At 71.1% G+C, this 18844-nt stretch carries 11 protein-coding genes and 2 pseudogenes; 7 read left to right on the plus strand and 6 right to left on the minus strand.

Features of this window, described 5'->3' with window-relative positions:
• Positions 1-23: 23 nt before the first annotated feature.
• Positions 24-4349 carry a GH92 family glycosyl hydrolase gene (locus ACLJOU_RS11020; RefSeq protein ID WP_410566052.1) on the plus strand — a complete coding sequence of 1442 codons (4326 nt, stop codon included), beginning with the start codon at positions 24-26 and terminating at the stop codon, positions 4347-4349.
• Positions 4350-4639: 290 nt separating this feature from the next.
• On the opposite strand, the pseudogene ACLJOU_RS11025 reads toward ACLJOU_RS11020, so the two are convergent.
• Positions 4640-4795, minus strand: a pseudogene (locus ACLJOU_RS11025) (WYL domain-containing protein); the annotation flags it as partial.
• Between the two features lie 133 nt (positions 4796-4928).
• On the opposite strand from ACLJOU_RS11025, the pseudogene ACLJOU_RS11030 reads away from it, so the two are divergent.
• The 3 genes and pseudogenes from ACLJOU_RS11030 to ACLJOU_RS11040 form a co-directional block, all read left to right on the plus strand.
• A pseudogene (locus tag ACLJOU_RS11030) lies at positions 4929-5063 on the plus strand (RidA family protein); the annotation flags it as partial.
• A 61-nt stretch (positions 5064-5124) separates the two neighbouring features.
• Complete coding sequence (locus tag ACLJOU_RS11035) at positions 5125-8250, plus strand: GH92 family glycosyl hydrolase (RefSeq protein WP_410566055.1); 3126 nt, start codon at positions 5125-5127, stop codon at positions 8248-8250.
• Entirely contained in the window at positions 8247-10367 is a 2121-nt protein-coding gene (locus tag ACLJOU_RS11040) for an FUSC family protein (protein ID WP_410566058.1), read from the plus strand. Before ACLJOU_RS11035 ends, ACLJOU_RS11040 begins: the two co-directional genes overlap by 4 nt.
• A 62-nt stretch (positions 10368-10429) precedes the next feature.
• On the opposite strand, the gene ACLJOU_RS11045 is transcribed toward ACLJOU_RS11040, so the two are convergent.
• The gene (locus tag ACLJOU_RS11045) at positions 10430-11032 is read right to left on the minus strand and encodes a DUF4360 domain-containing protein (RefSeq protein ID WP_410566696.1); all 603 of its coding nucleotides are present in this window, start codon (positions 11030-11032) and stop codon (positions 10430-10432) included.
• Between the two features lie 450 nt (positions 11033-11482).
• On the opposite strand from ACLJOU_RS11045, the gene ACLJOU_RS11050 reads away from it, so the two are divergent.
• From ACLJOU_RS11050 to ACLJOU_RS11060, 3 genes are all read left to right on the plus strand, one after another.
• The gene (locus tag ACLJOU_RS11050) at positions 11483-12469 is read left to right on the plus strand and encodes a malate dehydrogenase (protein ID WP_410566061.1); all 987 of its coding nucleotides are present in this window, start codon (positions 11483-11485) and stop codon (positions 12467-12469) included.
• Between the two features lie 127 nt (positions 12470-12596).
• Entirely contained in the window at positions 12597-13193 is a 597-nt protein-coding gene (locus ACLJOU_RS11055; protein ID WP_410566064.1) for a ClpP family protease, read from the plus strand.
• Positions 13194-13272: 79 nt separating this feature from the next.
• On the plus strand, positions 13273-13953 hold the full coding sequence (locus ACLJOU_RS11060; protein ID WP_410566067.1) for an SGNH/GDSL hydrolase family protein: 681 nt from the start codon (positions 13273-13275) through the stop codon (positions 13951-13953).
• 99 nt (positions 13954-14052) lie between these two features.
• Here the strand turns inward: ACLJOU_RS11060 and ACLJOU_RS11065 are convergent, their stop codons facing one another.
• The 4 genes from ACLJOU_RS11065 to ACLJOU_RS11080 form a co-directional block, all read right to left on the minus strand.
• Positions 14053-16107, minus strand: coding sequence for a M3 family metallopeptidase (locus ACLJOU_RS11065; protein ID WP_410566070.1), 2055 nt, complete (start codon positions 16105-16107; stop codon positions 14053-14055).
• A 93-nt stretch (positions 16108-16200) separates the two neighbouring features.
• On the minus strand, positions 16201-16908 hold the full coding sequence (locus ACLJOU_RS11070; RefSeq protein WP_410566074.1) for a histidine phosphatase family protein: 708 nt from the start codon (positions 16906-16908) through the stop codon (positions 16201-16203).
• Between the two features lie 49 nt (positions 16909-16957).
• The gene (locus ACLJOU_RS11075; RefSeq protein ID WP_410566077.1) at positions 16958-17800 is read right to left on the minus strand and encodes an undecaprenyl-diphosphate phosphatase; all 843 of its coding nucleotides are present in this window, start codon (positions 17798-17800) and stop codon (positions 16958-16960) included.
• Between the two features lies 1 nt (position 17801).
• Positions 17802-18839: an LLM class F420-dependent oxidoreductase gene (locus ACLJOU_RS11080; RefSeq protein WP_410566080.1), complete on the minus strand. Its 1038-nt coding sequence runs from the start codon at positions 18837-18839 to the stop codon at positions 17802-17804.
• Between the last annotated feature and the right edge of the window lie 5 nt (positions 18840-18844).

Raw genomic sequence — 18844 nt, forward strand, 5'->3', positions numbered from 1 at the left:
CGCCCTCCGAGCTTGGAGCAACGATGCCCCGAAGCGCCAGACCGCCGGTCGCTTTCCTGGTGACCGCCGCCGTGGTCGCCGCCGGCCTGGTCGCCCTTCCCGCCGCGGCGTCCGCCGCCGAAGACGCCCTGCCCGCCGATTTCTCCTCCTCCTTCGAGCCCGGTGACGTCCAGCCGACGTGGACCGACGCCGTCGACACCGACGCCGCGGGCAAGCCGCGCGCCTCGGGGGTGAACGGCGCGAACGGCACCGCGATCCCCGGCGACATCCGCGGCAAGGTGACCGAGACCAGCGCCAGCAGCGAGAACACCAGCGGCGGCGAGGTGGTGTCGAACCTCGTCGACGGCACCACGGACACGAAGTGGCTGTCTTGGGACCCGACGGCGTGGGCGCAGATCACGCTGTCGGAGCCGACCGCGATCACGCACTACGCGCTCTCCTCGGCCAACGACTTCGCCGAGCGCGACCCGAAGGACTGGACGCTGCAGGGCAGCAACGACGCGAGCACCTGGACGGACCTGGACAAGCAGGCCGACCAGTCGTTCGGCGCGCGGTTCCAGCAGAAGGACTACAAGCTGGCCGCCCCGAGCGCGGCGTACAAGTACTACCGGCTCGACATCACCCGCAACAACGGCGGGCCGATCCTGCAGCTGTCGGAGCTGCTGCTGGCCAACGACGAGCCGGCGCCGCCGCCGCTGCCGAACATGCGCAGCTTCACCGACTCGGGCCCGACCAGCGGGTACACGAACAAGAACCGCGCCGGCTTCACCGGGCTCAAGGCGTTCCGCTACTCGGGCAGCCAGACCGCGTCCGGGCACGGCTGGTCCTACAACAAGATCTTCGACGTGGACATCCCGGTCGTGGCCTCGACCGAGCTGTCGTACAAGGTGCAGCCGCAGTTCATCACCGGCGACCTGAAGTACCCGAGCACGAACGTCGCGATCGACCTGGCCTTCACCGACGGCACCCACCTGCGCGACCTGGGCGCGAGCGACCAGTACGGCTTCCCGCTGACCCCGGAGGGCCAGGGCGCGTCGAAGGTGCTCTACGCCAACCAGTGGAACCTGGTGCGCTCGGCGATCGGGCAGGTCGCCAAGGGCAAGACGATCGACCGGATCCTGGTCGGCTACGACAACCCGAACGGCCCGGGCACGTTCCAGGGCTGGCTCGACGACGTGAAGGTGTCGGCGACGCCGACGCCGCCGGCGAGCACCCGTCCCAGCGACAACGTGCTCACGACGCGGGGCACGATGGCCAACGGCACGTTCTCCCGGGGCAACAACTTCCCGGCCACGGCGGTGCCCCACGGGTTCAACTTCTGGACCCCGGTCACCGACGCCGGTGCCGACCAGGGTGGTTCGCCGCGGTGGCTGTACAACTACAGCACCCAGAACAACGACCGGAACCTGCCGGAACTGCAGGCGTTCAGCGTCAGCCACGAGCCGAGCCCGTGGATGGGTGACCGGCAGGTGTTCCAGGTGATGCCGTCGGCGGCCGCCGGGGTGCCGGATGCCGGCCGTGAGGCGCGGGCGCTGCCGTTCAAGCACACCGACGAGGTCGCGCGGGCGCACTACTACGGCGTGCAGTTCGAGAACGGGATCAAGACCGAAATCGCGCCGACCGACCACGCGGCGATGTTCCGGTTCTCCTTCCCGGGCACCGATGCCAGCCTGATCTTCGACAACGCCACGAACGCGGGCGGCCTGACCCTCGACCCCGCGGCGGGCACGCTGTCGGGCTACACCGACACCGGCAACTACGCCGGGGCGGGCCGGATGTTCGTCTACGCGGCGTTCGACAAGCCGGTCACGGCGGGCGGCAAGCTCACCGGGCAGGGCCGCGACAACGTCACCGGGTACCTGCGGTTCGACGCGGGTGCGGGCAAGACGGTGCACATGCGGATCGCGACGTCGCTGATCAGCGTCGAGCAGGCGAAGCAGAACCTCGCCCAGGAGATCGCGCCGGCCGCGACGTTCGATTCGGTGCGCGACGCGGCGCAGAAGGCGTGGGACGACCAGCTGAAGGTGATCGAGGTCGAGGGCGCGTCGAAGGACCAGCTCACGACCCTGTATTCGAACCTCTACCGGCTGTTCCTGTACCCGAACTCGCAGTTCGAGAACACCGGCACCGCGCAGAAGCCGGCGTACAAGTACGCGAGCCCGGTGGCACCGAAGACCGGCGCCGACACCGCGACCCAGACCGGGTCGAAGGTCGTCGACGGGCAGATGTACGTCAACAACGGCTTCTGGGACACCTACCGCACGACGTGGCCGGCGTACTCGCTGCTCACGCCGGACATGGCCGGGAAGATGGTCGACGGGTTCGTGCAGCAGTACCGCGACGGCGGGTGGATCGCGCGCTGGTCCTCCCCCGGTTACGCGGACCTGATGACGGGCACGAGCTCCGATGTCGCGTTCGCCGACGCCTACCTCAAGGGCGTGCGCAATTTCGACGTGAAGTCGGCTTACGACGCGGCGATCAAGAACGCGACGGTGACGCCGCCGAACTCCGCGGTCGGCCGCAAGGGCCTGGACCAGGGCATCTTCCTCGGCTACACGCCCAACACGGCCAGCGAGGGCTTCTCGTGGGCGATCGAGGGCTACGTCAACGACTTCGGCATCGCGAACCTGTCGAAGAAGCTGGCCGACGAAGCCGCGCCCGACGACCCGCGGAAGGCGGAGTACCAGGAGAACTACGAGTACTTCACCAGCCGCGCCCAGCAGTACGTCAACCTGTTCGACCCGAGCGTCGGGTTCTTCCAGGGGCGGGACGCGAACGGGAAGTTCACCAAGACGAAGGACCAGTACGACCCGCGGGTGTGGGGCGGGGACTACACCGAGACCGACGGCTGGGGCATGGCGTTCACCGTGCCGCAGGACGGCCAGGGCCTGGCGAACCTCTACGGCGGCAAGGCCGGCCTGGCGAACAAGCTGGACCAGTTCTTCGCCGACCAGGAGACCGCCACCTTCCCCGGTACCTACGGCGGGGTGATCCACGAGATGCGGGAGGCCCGCGACGTGCGGATGGGCCAGTACGGCCACTCCAACCAGCCAGCCCACCACATCCTCTACATGTACGACTACGCGGGTCAGCCCGCGAAGACGCAGGCGAAGGTCCGTGAAGCGCTGTCGCGGCTGTACAACGGCAGCGAGATCGGCCAGGGCTACCCCGGCGACGAGGACAACGGCGAGATGTCCGCCTGGTACATCTTCAGCTCGCTGGGCTTCTACCCGCTGCAGATGGGCAGCCCGAACTACGCGATCGGGTCGCCGCTGTTCAAGAAGGCCACCATCCACCTGGCCGGCGGCAGGAACCTGGTGATCAACGCGCCGAAGAACAGCGCGAAGAACGTCTACGTCCAGGGCGTGAAGGTCAACGGCAAGGCGTACTCCTCGACGTCGCTGCCGCAGGACCTGATCGCGCGCGGCGGGACGATCGACTTCGACATGGGCCCGAACCCCTCGTCGTGGGGCACCGGCCCGAACGACGCGCCGAAGTCGATCACCACCGGTGACGCGGTGCCGACGCCGCTGCACGACGAGACCGGCCCCGGCACGGGCACGCTGTCCACTTCGGACGGTTCGAACGCGGCCGCGCTGATCGACAACACCTCGCGCACCCAGGCCGCCGTCACCGGCGCCCTGCAGTACCAGCTGAACAACACCGACGAGGCCGTCACGCACTACACGCTGACGTCCCAGACCGGTGCGGGCGACCCGAAGAGCTGGGTGCTGAAGGGCTCCTACGACGGCAAGACCTGGGCCGTGGCCGACCGGCAGGAGAACCAGGCGTTCACCTGGCGGCAGCAGACCCGCGCGTTCAAGGTGGCCAACCCGGCGCACTACGCCTACTACCGGCTCGAAGTGACCGCGACCAGCACCGGCGCCCCGGCGCAGCTGGCCGAGTTCGAGCTGCTGGGCAAGCCGGACGCGGCCTGCACCCGCACGATCACGGGCGCGGTTTCCGGGCCGCTGCCGGTGTCGTCGGGCACGGTGTGCCTGCAGGACGCGACGGTGTCGGGCCCGGTGACGGTCACCGGCGGCGCGTCGCTGATCGTCCGCGGCGGGTCGATCAAGGGCCCGCTGGCGGCGACCGGCGCGGGCCAGGTGGTGCTGAACCGCACGAAGGTGGGCGGCCCGGTGGCGATCACCGGGGCGACCGGTCCGGTGTCGATCGAGCTGACCGAGATCGGCGGCCCGGTGGCCCTGACCGGCAACCACGCTCCGGTGCTGACGTCGAGCACGGTCGGCGGCCCGCTGGCGTGCGCGGTGAACGACCCGGCGCCCACGGACCACGACCTGCCGAACACGGTCCGCGGCCCGGTCGTCGGGCAGTGCACGAAGATCTAGTTCTGCGGTAAGTCCGGTGAAGGCCACCTCGAGTCGCTCGAGGTGGCCTTCACGGCGTTCGGGGGTGGCGGGGTCGCGCCGCGGTCGGCGGGCACGAGCAGGTAGCGCGGCGGCGGGCGCGATCAGAAGGGCAGGCGCCGATCCGCCGCGGCGGGCGGAGGCCCGGCCGGAACCGCTGGAAGCGCGAGGTCTGGCAGGTGCGGTCAATCGGGGTTCGCCGAGCCGGGGCGCAGGCAGCGACCGCAGGAAGCGCCGCGGGCGTCGGCGCCGACGGACGCGGCCAGGTGCGGTCAGGACGGGGTGCGGTAGCGGGCGGCGATGGCGGCGGCCCGGTCGTGCAGGGCCGTGCGCAGGGACGGAGGCTCGAGGGCTTCGGCGTCAGAGCCCAGCTGCCACAGGGCCCACTCGGCGTGCCAGGCGTCCTGGAAGGTGAGCTCCAGCCGGACGTCTCGGGTTCCTCCGCCCGGTGGTCGGCAGGGCCAGTGCCTCGTCGCGGTTCAGCCTGGGCAGCAGCGCGAACCCGCCGTGGCGGCCGCGTTCGGCGTAGACCGGGACACCCGCCGCCGACAGCGCCTCGATCTGCTCCCGCACTACGGCGTGCTCGCCGCCCGCCTGGGCGCCGCCGGCGTGGCCCCGGTCACCACGCTGCTCGGGGTGAGCCGGCTGGCCGTCCCCGGCCAGGTCGTCGAGCTCGAGGGAACCGCCGTCGCGTAGGCCGGCGCAGCCCGTGCCGCAGAGCGCGCGGGCTGCGCCATCCGGCGGATACGGTGTGCGCATGTCCGACGCCGTGTTCTTCTCGTCCTTCGAAACCGGTGACCCGCAGCCGGCGGATCCCGGCCTGCACGTCGGCCGCGGCCCGGACCGCTCTCCCACGGCCAAGACCGGCGCCGGCTTCACCGGCACGCGCGCCCTGCGCTACACCGCCCGGCCGCGCGCCGTCCTGTTCGAACTCGACGTCCAAGTGACCGCGCGGACCGAGCTGTCCTATGTGGTCTTCCCGGTCGCCGACGGCGACATCCCCGCCTACCACGCCACCCGGGTCAGCCTCGACGTCGAGTTCGCCGACGGCACCACCGCCGGGTTCGACCCGGTCGACGACAAGACGCTGTGGGTCGACCAGTGGAACCTCGTCCGCCGCCCCTTGGGGGCGTTCGCCGGGCGCCGGATCAGCCGGCTCGTGCTGCGCACCGCCTCCCCCGCCGGCGACATCGACGGCTGGCTCGACGACGTCCGGATCGCCGAGCGGCCCGAGCCGCCCCGCGACCCCGTCGACTGCGTACGCACGACCCGCGGCACGCACTCCAGCGGCGAGTTCTCCCGCGGCAACAACTTCCCCGCGACGGCGGTGCCGCACGGGTTCAACTTCTGGACCCCGGTCACCGACGCCGGCGTCACCAACTGGCTCTACTCCTACCACCGCCACAACGACGAGCGGAACCGCCCGGCGCTGCAGGCGTTCGCGCTGTCGCACCAGCCGAGCCCGTGGATGGGCGACCGGCACACCTTCCACGTCATGCCCGGCACCGGCCCGGTCGAGCCCGACCGCCGCCGGCGCGCCCTGCCCTTTTCCCACGCCGACGAGACCGACTCGCCGCACCACTACGGGGTCCGGTTCGCCAACGGGATGACCGCCGACCTCGCCCCGACGTCGCACGCGGCGATCATGCGGTTCACCTTCCCGGACAAGCACGGCTGGCTGCTGTTCGACAACGTCCGCAACCGCGGCCGCCTCCGGATCAACCCCGACACCGGCGTGATCACCGGCTACACCCGGGTCCGCAGCCGGCTGTCGGCCGGGGCGCGCCGGATGTTCGTCTACGGCGTGACCGACGCCCCGGCCACCCGCGGCGCCAAGGTCCACTTCCCGCCGTGGCGGCGGGTGTCGGGGTACTTCGAGTTCGACGGCCCCGAAGCCACGCTGCGGATCGCGACGTCGCTGATCAGCCTCGCCCAGGCCCAGCGCAACCTCGAGCTGGAGATCCCCGCCGGGACCACGGTCGAGCAGGTCGCGGCCCAGGCCCGGCGGCTGTGGCAGGAGGAGCTCGGCCGCGTCGAGGTCGAAGGCGCAACCGAAGACCAGCGCACGACGCTCTACTCCAGCCTCTACCGGCTGTTCCTGTACCCGAACGTCGCGCACGAGAACACGCCGAAAGGGATCCGCCACGCCAGCCCGGTCGTGCGCCGGTGGTGGCCGAGCACCCGGCGGCGGACCGGCGCCAAGGTCGTCGACGGCGAGCTCTACGTCAACAACGGCTTCTGGGACACCTACCGCACCACCTGGCCCGCCTACGCATTGCTCACCCCGAAGCGCTGCGCCCGGATGATCGACGGGTTCGTCCAGCAGTACCGCGAAGGCGGCTGGATCGCCCGCTGGTCCTCCCCCGGCTACGCGGACCTGATGACCGGCACCAGCTCCGACGTCGCCTTCGCCGACGCCTACCTCAAGGGCGTGCGGGACTTCGACGTCGAGGCCGCCTTCGACGCCGGGCTGAAGAACGCCACCGTCACCCCGCCGCGCCGCGCGGTCGGCCGCAAGGGCCTCGAGGAGTCCATCTTCCTGCACTACACCCCGGTTTCGGTCCACGAAGGACTGTCCTGGGCGCTGGAAGGCTGCATCAACGACTTCGGCCTCGCCAACCTCGCCGCGGAGCTTTCCCGGGAAAGCGACGGGCCGCGGGCCCGGAAGTACGCCGACTACGCGGCCTACTTCCGCGAGCGCGCGAAGCACTACGTCCACCACTTCGACCCCGAGATCGGCTTCTTCCAGGGCCGCCACCGCGACGGCCGCCGCAGGTTCGCCCCCGAAGGCTACGACCCGGCCGCGTGGGGCGGCGACTTCGTCGAAACCAACGCCTGGAACACCGCCTTCACCGCGCCGCACGACGGCCCCGGCCTCGCCGCCCTCCACGGCGGCACCGCGGGACTGGAAGCCAAGCTCGACACCTTCTTCGCCACCCCGGAGACCGGCCGGCGGCCCGGCGCCTACGGCGGCCTGATCCACGAGATGACCGAGGCCCGCGACGTCCGGATGGGCCAGTACGGCCACTCCAACCAGCCCTCCCACCACATCCCCTACGTCTATAACCACGCCGGCGCGCCCGCGAAGACCCAGGCCGTCGTGCGGGAGGTGCTGCGACGGCTCTACCTCGGCAGCGAAATCGGCCAAGGCTACCCCGGCGACGAGGACAACGGCGAGATGTCCGCCTGGTACGTCTTCAGCGCCCTCGGCTTCTACCCCCTCGCCGTCGGCAGCCCGCGCTACGCCCTCGGCTCACCGCTGTTCGAAAAGGCCACCGTGCACCTCGGCGACGGCAGGAAACTGGTCGTCCACGCCCCCGGCAACACCGAAGAGACCGTCTACGTCCGCGGGCTCACCGTCGACGGCCAACCGCACGAAAGCACGTCCATCGCCCACGCGACCCTCGCCGGCGGCGCCGAACTCGTCTTCGACCTGACCACCGAACCCACCGGCTGGGGCACCCCGCCGCCACCGGCCGAACCGCCCGCCCCGGTCACCGACCTGACCGGCACCGCGACCAGCTCCGACGGCACCAAGGTCGCCGCGCTGTTCGACGACACCACCGGCACCCAGGTCACCTTCCGCAGCGCCACCCCGGCCGTCGAGTTCACCGTCACCGGCGAACCCCGCGAAGTCACGATGTACACCCTGACCTCCGGCGCCCGCGGCGGCGACGCGACCGCGTGGGTGCTGGAAGGCTCCGACGACGGCACCGAATGGACCACGCTCGACGAACGCTCCGGCGAGCTGTTCCGCTGGCGCCGCCAGACCCGCCCGTTCGTCCTCGCCACCCCGGCCGCGCACGCCCGCTACCGGCTGCGGATCACCGCCACCCGCGGCCGCCGCGCCACCCTCGCCCAGTGGGAGCTCCTCGCCCGATGAACCAGTTCCGCACCGCCGCCCTCGACCGGCTCGCGGCGGCCGACCCCGGCCTGGTCCGGCTGCGCCTGGCCGGCTCCGCCGTGCTCGGCATCGTGCTCGCCGTGGCCGCGCTGCTGCCCGCGCACGTCCCGCTCACCGTCACCCTCGTCGGCGCCATCGCCGCGATGATGACGGCGTTCACCGTCAACGACCCCACCCCGGGCGGCCAGGCCGTCACCCTCGTCCTGGCCTTCCTCACCGGCGGCGCGTCGATCACCGTGGCCAGCCTCGGCTCCACGCTGCCGCCGACCGACAGCGTCGTGTTCGTCCTGCTGATCTTCGTCGCCGTCTACGCCCAGCGCTTCGGCCCCCGCGGCACCGCCCTCGGCTCGATCGCCTTCTTCCTGTTCTTCTTCCCGATGTTCCTGCAGGCCCACGTCAAGCAGGTGCCGCAGCTGCTGATGGCCCTCGGCGTGGGTGTCCTCGCCAACGCCCTCGTCCGGTTCGTCCTGCTGCGGCACAACCCCGAAGCCGAGTTCCTGCGGGTGCGCCGCGCCTTCCGCGCCCGCCTCGGCGCCGTCGTCCGCGCCACCGAGGCCTACCTCGCGGTGTCCGATGCCTCCGCGGGAAAAAGCACGTCGGCGGGCAACGGCAGCGAGCGCACCCGGCGGCAGCTGCGCTCGGCGCTGGCCCGGCTGCACGAGTGCGTCCTGCTCATCGAGGACGCCGCCCCCGACGTCGTCGACGCCCGCGCCGCCGACCGCCTGCGCCGCCGCGCCATCGAAGTCGAACTCGCCGTCGGCTGGCTCGCGATCACCGTCCAGCGCACCTGCTCGAACGAGCTCACCGAAGAGGTCCGCGACGACCTCATCGCCCGCTTGGCCCGCTTCCGCGCCCTGATGGAACGCGACCCGCGTGAGCTGCCGCTGATCAGCGAAACCGGCGAATACAGCCGCATGCTCGTCGAAGGCAGCCGCATCGACGAACACGCCGCCCCCGGTGACGGCGTCCGCAAGGCACTGGCCGAGCTGGCCCTGGCCGACGACCGCGCCCAGCGCGCCGCCACCCCCGAAGCCACCCCGGACCCGCTCCAGGAAGACGACGACGAGCCGACCCCGGCGTTCGCCTACGACAACCGCACCCGCAGCGCCATCCAGGCCGTCGTCGGCGGCGGGCTCGCCGTGCTCGGCGGCGAACTCGTCTCCCACCAGCGCTGGTACTGGGCCGTGCTCACCGTCTTCGTCGTGTTCATCGGCGCCTCCAGCGCCGGCGCCACCTTCGTCAAAGGCGTCCGCCGCCTCGGCGGCACCCTCATCGGCATCGTCGGCGGCGTCCTGCTGGCCCTGCTGGTCGGCGGCAACACCCCCGCCACCCTCGGCCTCATCCTCGTGTGCGTGTTCGGGATGGTCTACACCGCCCGCGTCTCCCAGGTCGTGATGGCCTTCTTCGTCACCAGCATGCTCGGCCTGCTCTACAGCCTGCTCGGCACGTTCAGCCTCGAAGTGCTCTGGATCCGCGTCGCCGAAACCGCCGTCGGCGCCGCCGCCGGCATCCTCGCCGCGGTCGTCATCGTCCCGGTCCGCACCCGCTCGGTCATGCTCGACGACGTCGGCGAGGTCCTCGACGACCTCGAAGAGTTCCTCGAACACACCTGCGGCCTCCTCGCCGGCGAGGAGAACGTCAACATCATCGAACTCTCCCGCGACCTCGACCGCAGCGTCGAACAGGTCCGCACCACCATCGAACCCCTCACCCACCCGGTCAACCTCCGCAGCGCCCGCCGCGACTACGGCTGGCACGTGCTCACCACCCTGGAAACCATCGCCTTCCGCGCCCGCCACGTCGCCGCCCGCGCCCAGCCCGGCCAGCTCGCCGGCGCCGACACCGACCGGCTCCGGCAGTTCACCGGACGGCTGCTGGCCAACATCGACGTCCTGCGCACCGCACTCGGCGCCCCGGGTGGCCCCACACCCGGCACCCTCGTGCGCGACGACGGCACCCCCGTCTCCGACCGCGTCGAAGCGGCCGAAACCCGCGCCGTCCTCTCCAGCCTCAGCCACCTCGACGAGGCCCTCGTCTCCCTCGGCCGCGTCTTCGGCGTCGAAGCCACCGACCCGCGGACACCGGCGAGGCCCTGACCCGGGGCGGCGCGGCGTTCCGCCCGCGCCGCCCCTCTGGACCTCCGGTCACCCGGAGCCGATCACGGGCAGGCGAGCCACGCGAAGTGGTACACCGTGGTGATGCTGCCGTCGGTCGAGTCCATGGTGACGTAGCTCGTCGTCTTCTTCGGATCCGACGTCCCGGCCGCGGTGCGCAATTCCGTGTTGATGTTCAGGTTGCGTTCCTCACCGCACGGCTTGAACACGATGGCCCCGACCTCCGTCGAATCCGTGAAATGCCAGTCGTCCTCGAAAGGACCGGTCAACGGGTGCTGGATGTAAGCCGTCGGGGAATTACCCTGGAAATAGTAGTTCGCTCTTTCCAGGCCGGTCGCGCCCTTTTCCAGGTGCGCGAACCCGCGGTAGTCGGCCTGCGCGATTCCGTAGGTGAACCCCTGCGGCACGTGCACCCGCAGGCCGATCTGGCAGTTCTTCCTGGCGTCCAGCGGCCCGGCACCGACCCCCACCAACGCCGTGTAGGCGCTGTAGGTCACGGTGAACGCCGTGTTGTCCTGCGAAACCGCGACCGCGGACGTGTTGGGCGGACAACCGGTGCCGATGGCGTTGACGACGTCGATGACGATTTTGTCGGGCGGCGGAGGAGTGTTCCACGAATGCGGCGCGACCACTGAGGACAGCGCCATTACGGCAGCAACGACCGCAGACAGCATCGGAATCCTTCCCAATACATTCAAATTGGGGACGGGGGCGCCGACCATGGTAGCGAAAGGATCATGGAAGCAAACCCCGCTGAACGGAGCAACGCTGCACAGACGTCCCACCAGGCGACATTGCTCACGTTTCGACAATTTTCGCCAACCCCATTCCGGCGGGCGCGGATAAATGCGGAGAGAAAACGATTTCGCGCCCCCGCTCCCCCGGCGGCCGCCCACGATCACCCACGCGACGTCCGGCGAAGCCGATCTCCGCACCCACCCGCCCCCGGCGCACGAGACCCCCGGGCCGGGGGCTCCGCCACCCGGAACCCCCGAAAAGCGATATCGGCAACAGTGACTGGACGCACCCGACCAGCGACGCCCGGGAGGGATAGGCTCCACCCACTAGCCAAAGTCGTCTCAAGCTGGAGAACCGCAATGACCCAAGCCCCAGTCAACGTGACCGTCACCGGCGCCGCCGGCCAGATCGGCTACGCGCTGCTCTTCCGCATCGCGTCCGGTCAGCTCCTCGGCCAGGACGTCCCCGTGAAGCTGCGGCTCCTCGAGATCCCGCAGGCGGTCAAGGCGGCCGAAGGCACCGCGATGGAGCTCGAAGACGGCGCGTTCCCCCTGCTGGCCGGCACCGACATCTTCGACGACCCCAAGCAGGCCTTCGAAGGCACCAACATCGCCCTCCTCGTCGGCGCCCGCCCCCGCAGCAAGGGCATGGAGCGCGGCGACCTCCTCGAAGCCAACGGCGGCATCTTCAAGCCCCAGGGCGAAGCCATCAACGCCGGCGCCGCCGACGACATCAAGGTCCTCGTCGTCGGCAACCCCGCCAACACCAACGCCCTCATCGCCCGCTCGCACGCCCCCGACGTGCCCGCCGACCGCTTCACCGCGATGACCCGCCTCGACCACAACCGCGCCCTCGCCCAGCTCGCCAAGAAGCTCGGCGTCCCGGTGACCGAGCTCAAGAAGGTCGCCATCTGGGGCAACCACTCCGCCACCCAGTACCCCTCGGTCCAGCACGCCGAATTCGGCGGCAAGGCCATCGCCGAGGCCGTCGACCAGGCCTGGCTGGAGAACGACTTCATCCCGACCGTCGCCAAGCGCGGCGCGGCCATCATCGAAGCCCGCGGCCTCTCCTCCGCCGCCTCGGCCGCCTCCGCCGCCATCGACCACGTCTACACCTGGGTCAACGGCACCCCGGCCGGCGACTGGACCTCCGCCGCCGTCGCCTCCGACGGCTCCTACGGCGTCCCCGAAGGCCTCATCTCCTCCTTCCCGGTCACCGCCGAGAACGGCCAGTACAAGATCGTCCAGGGCCTCGAGATCGACGACTTCTCCCGCGCCCGCATCGACGCCTCCGTCGCCGAACTCGTCGAGGAACGCGACACCGTGCAGAAGCTCGGCCTCATCTGAGCCACCCCGCACAGAAACAGGGCCGCCGTCCGGAATGGACGGCGGCCCGTTTCGCGTCCGGCGAACACCGCACGCTCACAGCGAAACCGCGACCACGATCCGGATCTTGCGCCCTACCGTCAGGCCCATGACCCTTCTCGCCGTGCCCGACATGCAGGCCACCGCCCAGCACCCCGACGAATCGGTGTACCACCAGCTCCTGCGCGACCGGATCGTCTTCCTCGGCTCCGAAGTGAACGACGAAGTCGCCAACCGCATCGTCGCCCAGCTGCTCCTGCTCGCCGCCGACGACCCGGCCAAGGACATCACCTTCTACATCAACTCCCCCGGCGGCTCCGTCACCGCGGGTATGGCCATCTACGACACCATGCAGCTCGTCCAGCCCGACGTCGCCACCTACGGCCTCGGCTTCGTCGCCTCCATGGGCCAGTTCCTGCTCTCCTCCGGCACCCCCGGCAAGCGCTACCTGCTGCCCAACACCCGGATCGTCATGCACCAGCCCTCGGCCGGCATCGGCGGCGCCGCGACCGACATCGCCATCCAGGCCGAGGTCTTCGGCCGGATGAAGCGCCGCATCGCCGAGATCACCGCCCGGCAGACCGGCCAGACCGTCGAGCGCATCACCGCGGACGCCGACCGGGACCGCTGGTTCGACGCCGACGAAGCACTCTCCTACGGTTTCGTCGACCGCATCGTCACCGGTGAGCGCCGCGCCACGGCCTGACAACCCGCGGCGGGGGATGCCAGCCGGCTGCCAGCCCGGCGTGCGTTCCCCGCCAGCCGCACCCACCAGGCTCGACCCCATGACGATCACCCTCGAGCCCCACAGCACGGTGCTGTTCACCGGCGACTCCATCACCGACCTCTGGCGCCCCGACGGCGAAGACCGCTGCGGCTACCCGCTGCTCGTCGCGGGCGAATGGTGCTTCCGCCACCCCGAACGGCCGCTGACCTGGATCAACGCCGCCCACGCCGGAGACACCACCGAAGACCTCGAGGCCCGCTGGCAAACCGACGTCCTCGACGCCCACCCCGACGTCGTGTCCGTCCTCGTCGGCGTCAACGACAACGGACGGCACACCTTCGACCCCGCGGCCCGCGAAGTCTCCGCAGCCGAGTTCACCGCGAACTACCACCGCCTGCTGGCCCCGCTCGCCGAAGCAGGCACCCAGCTCATTCTCATCGAACCGTTCCTCGTGCCGGTCCGCGGCGACATCACGGCCGGCATCCACCGCGACGGCAAGGCCGCCGACGTCGTCGTCGGCGAAGACACCCGGCAGGCCTGGCGCACCGGCCTCGACCCGAAGATCCGCGCCGTGCGGGACCTCGCGGGCGAGTACCACGCCGAACTGCTCGCCGCCGACACCCTCTTCGCCGGACTGTCCACGTCGGACCGGCCGGAGCGCTGGTCGGAGGACGGCGTGCACCCGACTCCGGCCGGCCACCGCGCGCTCGCGGAAGCCTGGCTCGACCTGGTGGCCTGAGCCGGTCTCGGGCGTCTTTGCAGGTCTTTCGGCCAAGCGGTACTGCAGGGCTGGTTTAATCAAAACCAGCCCTGCAGTATAGGCCGTTATACAGAGGAGTCAGACTCCGCCGAGGCCTCGGCGGGCCAGCAGGGGCTCGATCTCGGGGTCGCGGCCGCGGAAGGCGCGGAAGGCGGCCATCGGGTCGATGCTGCCGCCCCGGCCGAGGAGGGTGCGGCGGAAGTGGTCGCCGTTCTCGCGGGTCAGTCCCCCGTTCTCGCGGAACCACTGGACGGTGTCGGCGTCGAGGACTTCGCTCCAGATGTAGGAGTAGTACCCGGCGCTGTAGCCGCCGCTGAAGATGTGGGCGAAGTACGTCGTGCGGTAGCGGGGCGGGATCGCGTCGACGGCTACGCCCGCCTTCACGAGGGCGGCCGCTTCGAACGGCTGCACCTCCCCCACGTTGTCGTCGACGCCGAGGCCGTGCCAGGCCTGGTCGAGCAGTGACGCCGCGAGGTACTCGGTGGTGGAGAACCCTTCGCCGTACTGCTGGGCGGCCAGCAGCTTTTCGACCTGCTCCTGCGGTAGGGCCTCGCCGGTCTCGTGATGCTTGGCGTAGTGGGCCAGCACCTCCGGCCACAGCATCCACATCTCGTTGACCTGCGAGGGGTATTCGACGAAGTCGCGGGGCACGTTGGTGCCGGAGAAGGTCGGGTAGCGGACCGAGGAGACCAGTGCGTGGAGGGCGTGGCCGAACTCGTGGAACGCGGTGACGACCTCGTCGAAGGTCAGCAGGGTCGGCTCGCCCGCCGGCGGCTTGTTCACGTTGAGCACGTTGACCACCACCGTCTTGCGCCCGAGCAGCTCGGACTGGTCGACGAAGGTGTTCATCCAGGCGCCGCCGCGCTTGGCGTCGCGGGTGTACAGGTCGAGCAGGTACAGGCCCAGGGGGGTGCCGTCGGCGTCGAACACCTCGAAGGTGCGGACCTCCGGGTGGTACTTCGGCAGGTCGTCGCGCTCGGTGAAGGTCAGGCCGTACAGCTTCGTCGCGGCGAAGAAGACGCCGTCGAGGTACACCCGGTCGGCCTCGAAGTACGGCCGCAGGGCCTCGGTGTCGACGTCGAAGCGCTCCCGGCGGACCTGGGCGGCGTAGAACGGCCAGTCCGACGGCCGCAGCTTCGCGCCCGGCACGTCGGCCGCCAGCAGCTGCTGCAGCTCGGCGGCTTCGGCGCGGGCGTTCGCCACGGCCGCGGGCGCCAGCCGCTCCAGCAGCCCGGCGGCGGCCTCGGCCGTCTTCGCCGTCTCGTCCGCGATCACGTACGCGGCGTGGTTCGGGTAGCCGAGCAGGGCGGCCCGTTCCGCGCGCAGCCGCACGATCTCGGCGACGACGGCGTTGTTGTCGTGGTCGTTGCCGCGGTTGCCCCGCGCCATCGAGGCGGTGTGGATGCGTTCGCGGACCTCGCGGTTGCGCAGGGTTTCCAGCGGCGAGGCCTGGCTGGTCGGCAGGCTCAGCGTGAGCACGTACTTGCCGTCCTCGCCCCGGGCGGCCGCCGCCTCGGCCGCGGTGGCGATCGCGCCCTCGCCGAAGCCGTCGAGCTCGGCGCGGTCGGCGATGACGACGGCCAGCTCGTTGGTGTCCTTGAGCAGGTTCTGCTGGAACTTCGTCTGCAGCGTGGAGAGCTGCCCGTTCAGTTCGCGCAGGCGGGCCTGCTCGGCCTCGCCGAGCCCGGCACCGGCCCGGCTGAAGTCGGTGTGCCGCCGTTCCAGCAGCCGCAGCGACTCCTCGTCGAGGCCGAGCTCGCCGCGACGCGCGTGGAGCGTGTCGATGCGGGCGAACAGCTGCGGGTTCAGGTGGATCGCGTCGTGGTGGGCGGCCAGCTTCGGCGCGAACTCCGCCTGGATGGCCTGGATCTCGTCGGTGCTGTTGGAGCCGGACAGGTTGCAGAACACGCTCGCCACCCGGCCCAGCAGCTCACCGGCGCGCTCGAGGGCCACGATCGTGTTCTCGAACGTCGGCTCGGCGTCCTGGGCCGCGATCTGCTCGATCTCCGCCGCGTGCTCGGCCAGCCCGGCCTCGAACGCGGGCCGGTAGTGCTCGTCGGAGATCCGGTCGAAGGGCGGCAGGGCGTAGGGCAGCTCGCTGGGTGCGGCGAACGGATTGTCCGGCGAAATCATCGGGCAGGCTCCTGGTCGGGGACAGACACTCGGTCCCGCCACCCTACGTGCTCCCCCGCCATCGATGTCAGCGCTTTCCGGCGGTGGCCGCGATCACGGGCCCGTGGTACCGCCCACCACGGCGTCGCTGCTCGACGCGGCTTTTTTGCCCCGCTTCGGCTTCGGTTCCGGCGGCACGATGCCGCGCAGGTCCCCGCCGTGGTCGTTCACCCGCATGACGAACGGCCGCGTCTCGGTGTAGCGCACTACCGAGATCGACGCCGGGTCGACGACGATCCGCTGGAAGGCGTCGAGGTGCTGGCCGAGCGCGTCGGCCAGGATGGACTTGATCACGTCACCGTGGCTGCACAGCAGCCAGACGGCGTGGTCACCGTGCTCGGCGGCGATCCGCCGGTCGTGGGCGCGGACCGCGGCCACCGACCGGGCCTGCATCTGGGCCAGGCCCTCGCCGCCGGGGAACACCGCGGCCGAGGCGTGCGCCTGCACCACGCGCCAGAGCGGCTCCTTCGCGAGGTGCTTGAGCTCCCGGCCGGTCCAGTCGCCGTAGTCCACTTCGGACAGCCCCGGCTCGACGACCTTCTCGAGCCCGCGCGCGGCGGCCAGCGGGCCGACCGTCTGCTTGCACCGCAGCATGGGCGACACGACCAGCCCGGACAGCGGCACGCCGTCGAGGCGGTCGACGAGCTTCTCCGCCTGGGCGCGCCCGGTGTCGTCGAGGTTGACCTTCGGGGACCGCCCGGCGAGGATGCCCGAACCGTTGGCCGTGGACTTGCCGTGCCGGAGCAGAATGACCGTACTCACGGCCCCACCCTACGTGGGGACCGATCATGCGGTCCCCACGCGGGGCGCGTCAGTGCCCGACCGGACCCGCGTTCGGGTCCAGGACGCCGCTGAAGATCAGCACGTACAGCAGCACGCCGAGCACCAGCCGGTAGATCACGAACGGCACGAAGCTGCGCTTCTTGATGTAGGCCATCAGCCAGGCGATCACCGCGTACCCGACGCCGAAGGCGACCAGCGTGGCCAGGATCGTCGGCCCCCACTGGGCGGGCACGCCGCCGGCGCCGATGTCCTTGAGCTTGTACACCCCCGACCCGAACACCGCCGGCAGGGCCAGCAGGAACGAGTACTCCGCCGCCTCGGCCCGGGTGTAGCCCAGCAGCAGGCCCGCGCTCGTCGTGCCGCCCGAGCGGGACACGCCCGGGATCAGGGCCAGCGCCTGGGCGAACCCGAAGCCCAGGCCGTGCGGCACGGTCAGGTCGTCGAGCGTGCGGTCCTGCTTCCCGATCCGGTCGGCGACCAGCAGGATCACGCCGAACACGATCAGCACGGTCGCGGTGATCCGCAGGTCGCGGAACGCGCTGTCGATCTGGTCCTGCAGCAGCAGCCCGAGCACCACGATCGGCAGCGAGCCGACGATGATCAGCCAGCCCAGCCGGGCGTCCGGGTCCCGGCGCCACTCCGCCTTGTACAGCGAAAAGGACCAGGCCCGCAGGATCTTCCCGATCTTCGGCCCGAAGTAGATGATCACCGCCAGCTCGGTGCCGATCTGGGTGACCGCGGTGAACGCCGCGCCCGGGTCGTCCCAGCCGGCCAGCGCCGCGACGATCCGCAGGTGCGCGCTCGACGAGATCGGCAGGAACTCGGTCAGGCCCTGGACCAGGCCCAGGACCAGGGCTTCGAACCACCCCACGTCAGGCCACCCCCGCCAGCTCGAGCGCCTCGGCGGCGGTGCGCAGCGCCTCGGCCGGCTCCGGCGTGTACGGCGACACCGACAGGGTCGTCACGCCGGCTTCGGCGTATTCCTTCATCTTCTCCGCGATCCGTTCCTTCGGACCCAGCAGCGACGTCGCGTCGAGGAACTCCGGCGGCACCGCCGCCATCGCCCCCGCCCGGTCGCCGGCCAGGTACTTCTCCTGCACTTCGGCGGCCTCCGCCGCGAAACCCATCCGGCACGCCAGCCGGTTGTAGAAGTTCTTCTCCCTGCTCCCCATCCCGCCCAGGTAGAGGGCCGCGTAGCCGCGGACGGCGTCCGCGCAGGCCCGCCAGTCGTCCCCGGGCGCCAGCGGCACGGACGGCACGACGTCGAAGCCGGCCAGGCCGCGGCCCGCCCGCTCGGCACCGGCCCGGACGTGGGCCAGCTGCTCGGCCGCGTGGGCCGGCGAGAAGAACACCGGCAGCCAGCCGTCGGCGATCTCCCCGGCCAGCTCCAGGTTCTTCGGGCCGATCGCGGCCAGGTACAGCGGAACGTGCTTGCGGGCCGGGCGGACGGTCAGCCGCAGCGCCTTGCCGGGCCCGTCCGGCAGCGGCAGCGTGAAGTGCTCCCCCGCGAACCGCACCCGTTCCCGCCGCAACGCCGAGCGCACGATCGAGGCGTACTCGCGCGTACGGCCCACCGGCGCGGTGAACCGCACCCCGTGCCAGCCCTCGGACACCTGCGGACCCGACACCCCGAGGCCCAGCCGGAACCGGCCACCCGAAAGCGTGTCCAGCGTCGCGGCGGTCATCGCGGTCATCGCCGGCGTGCGCGCCGGGATCTGCAGCACCGCGGCCCCGACGTCGATCCGGGACGTCTGCGCCGCGATCCAGGTCAGCACGGTGACCGCGTCCGAACCGTAGGCCTCCGCCGCCCACACGACCGCGTACCCCAGCTCCTCCGCGCGTTTCGCCAAGGCCAGGTGCGCGGGGTCGTTCCCCGCTCCCCAGTAGCCGAGATTCAGTCCGAGTCGCACGGGGC

Source organism: Amycolatopsis sp. cmx-4-61, from assembly GCF_046548775.1.
GTDB lineage: Bacteria > Actinomycetota > Actinomycetes > Mycobacteriales > Pseudonocardiaceae > Amycolatopsis.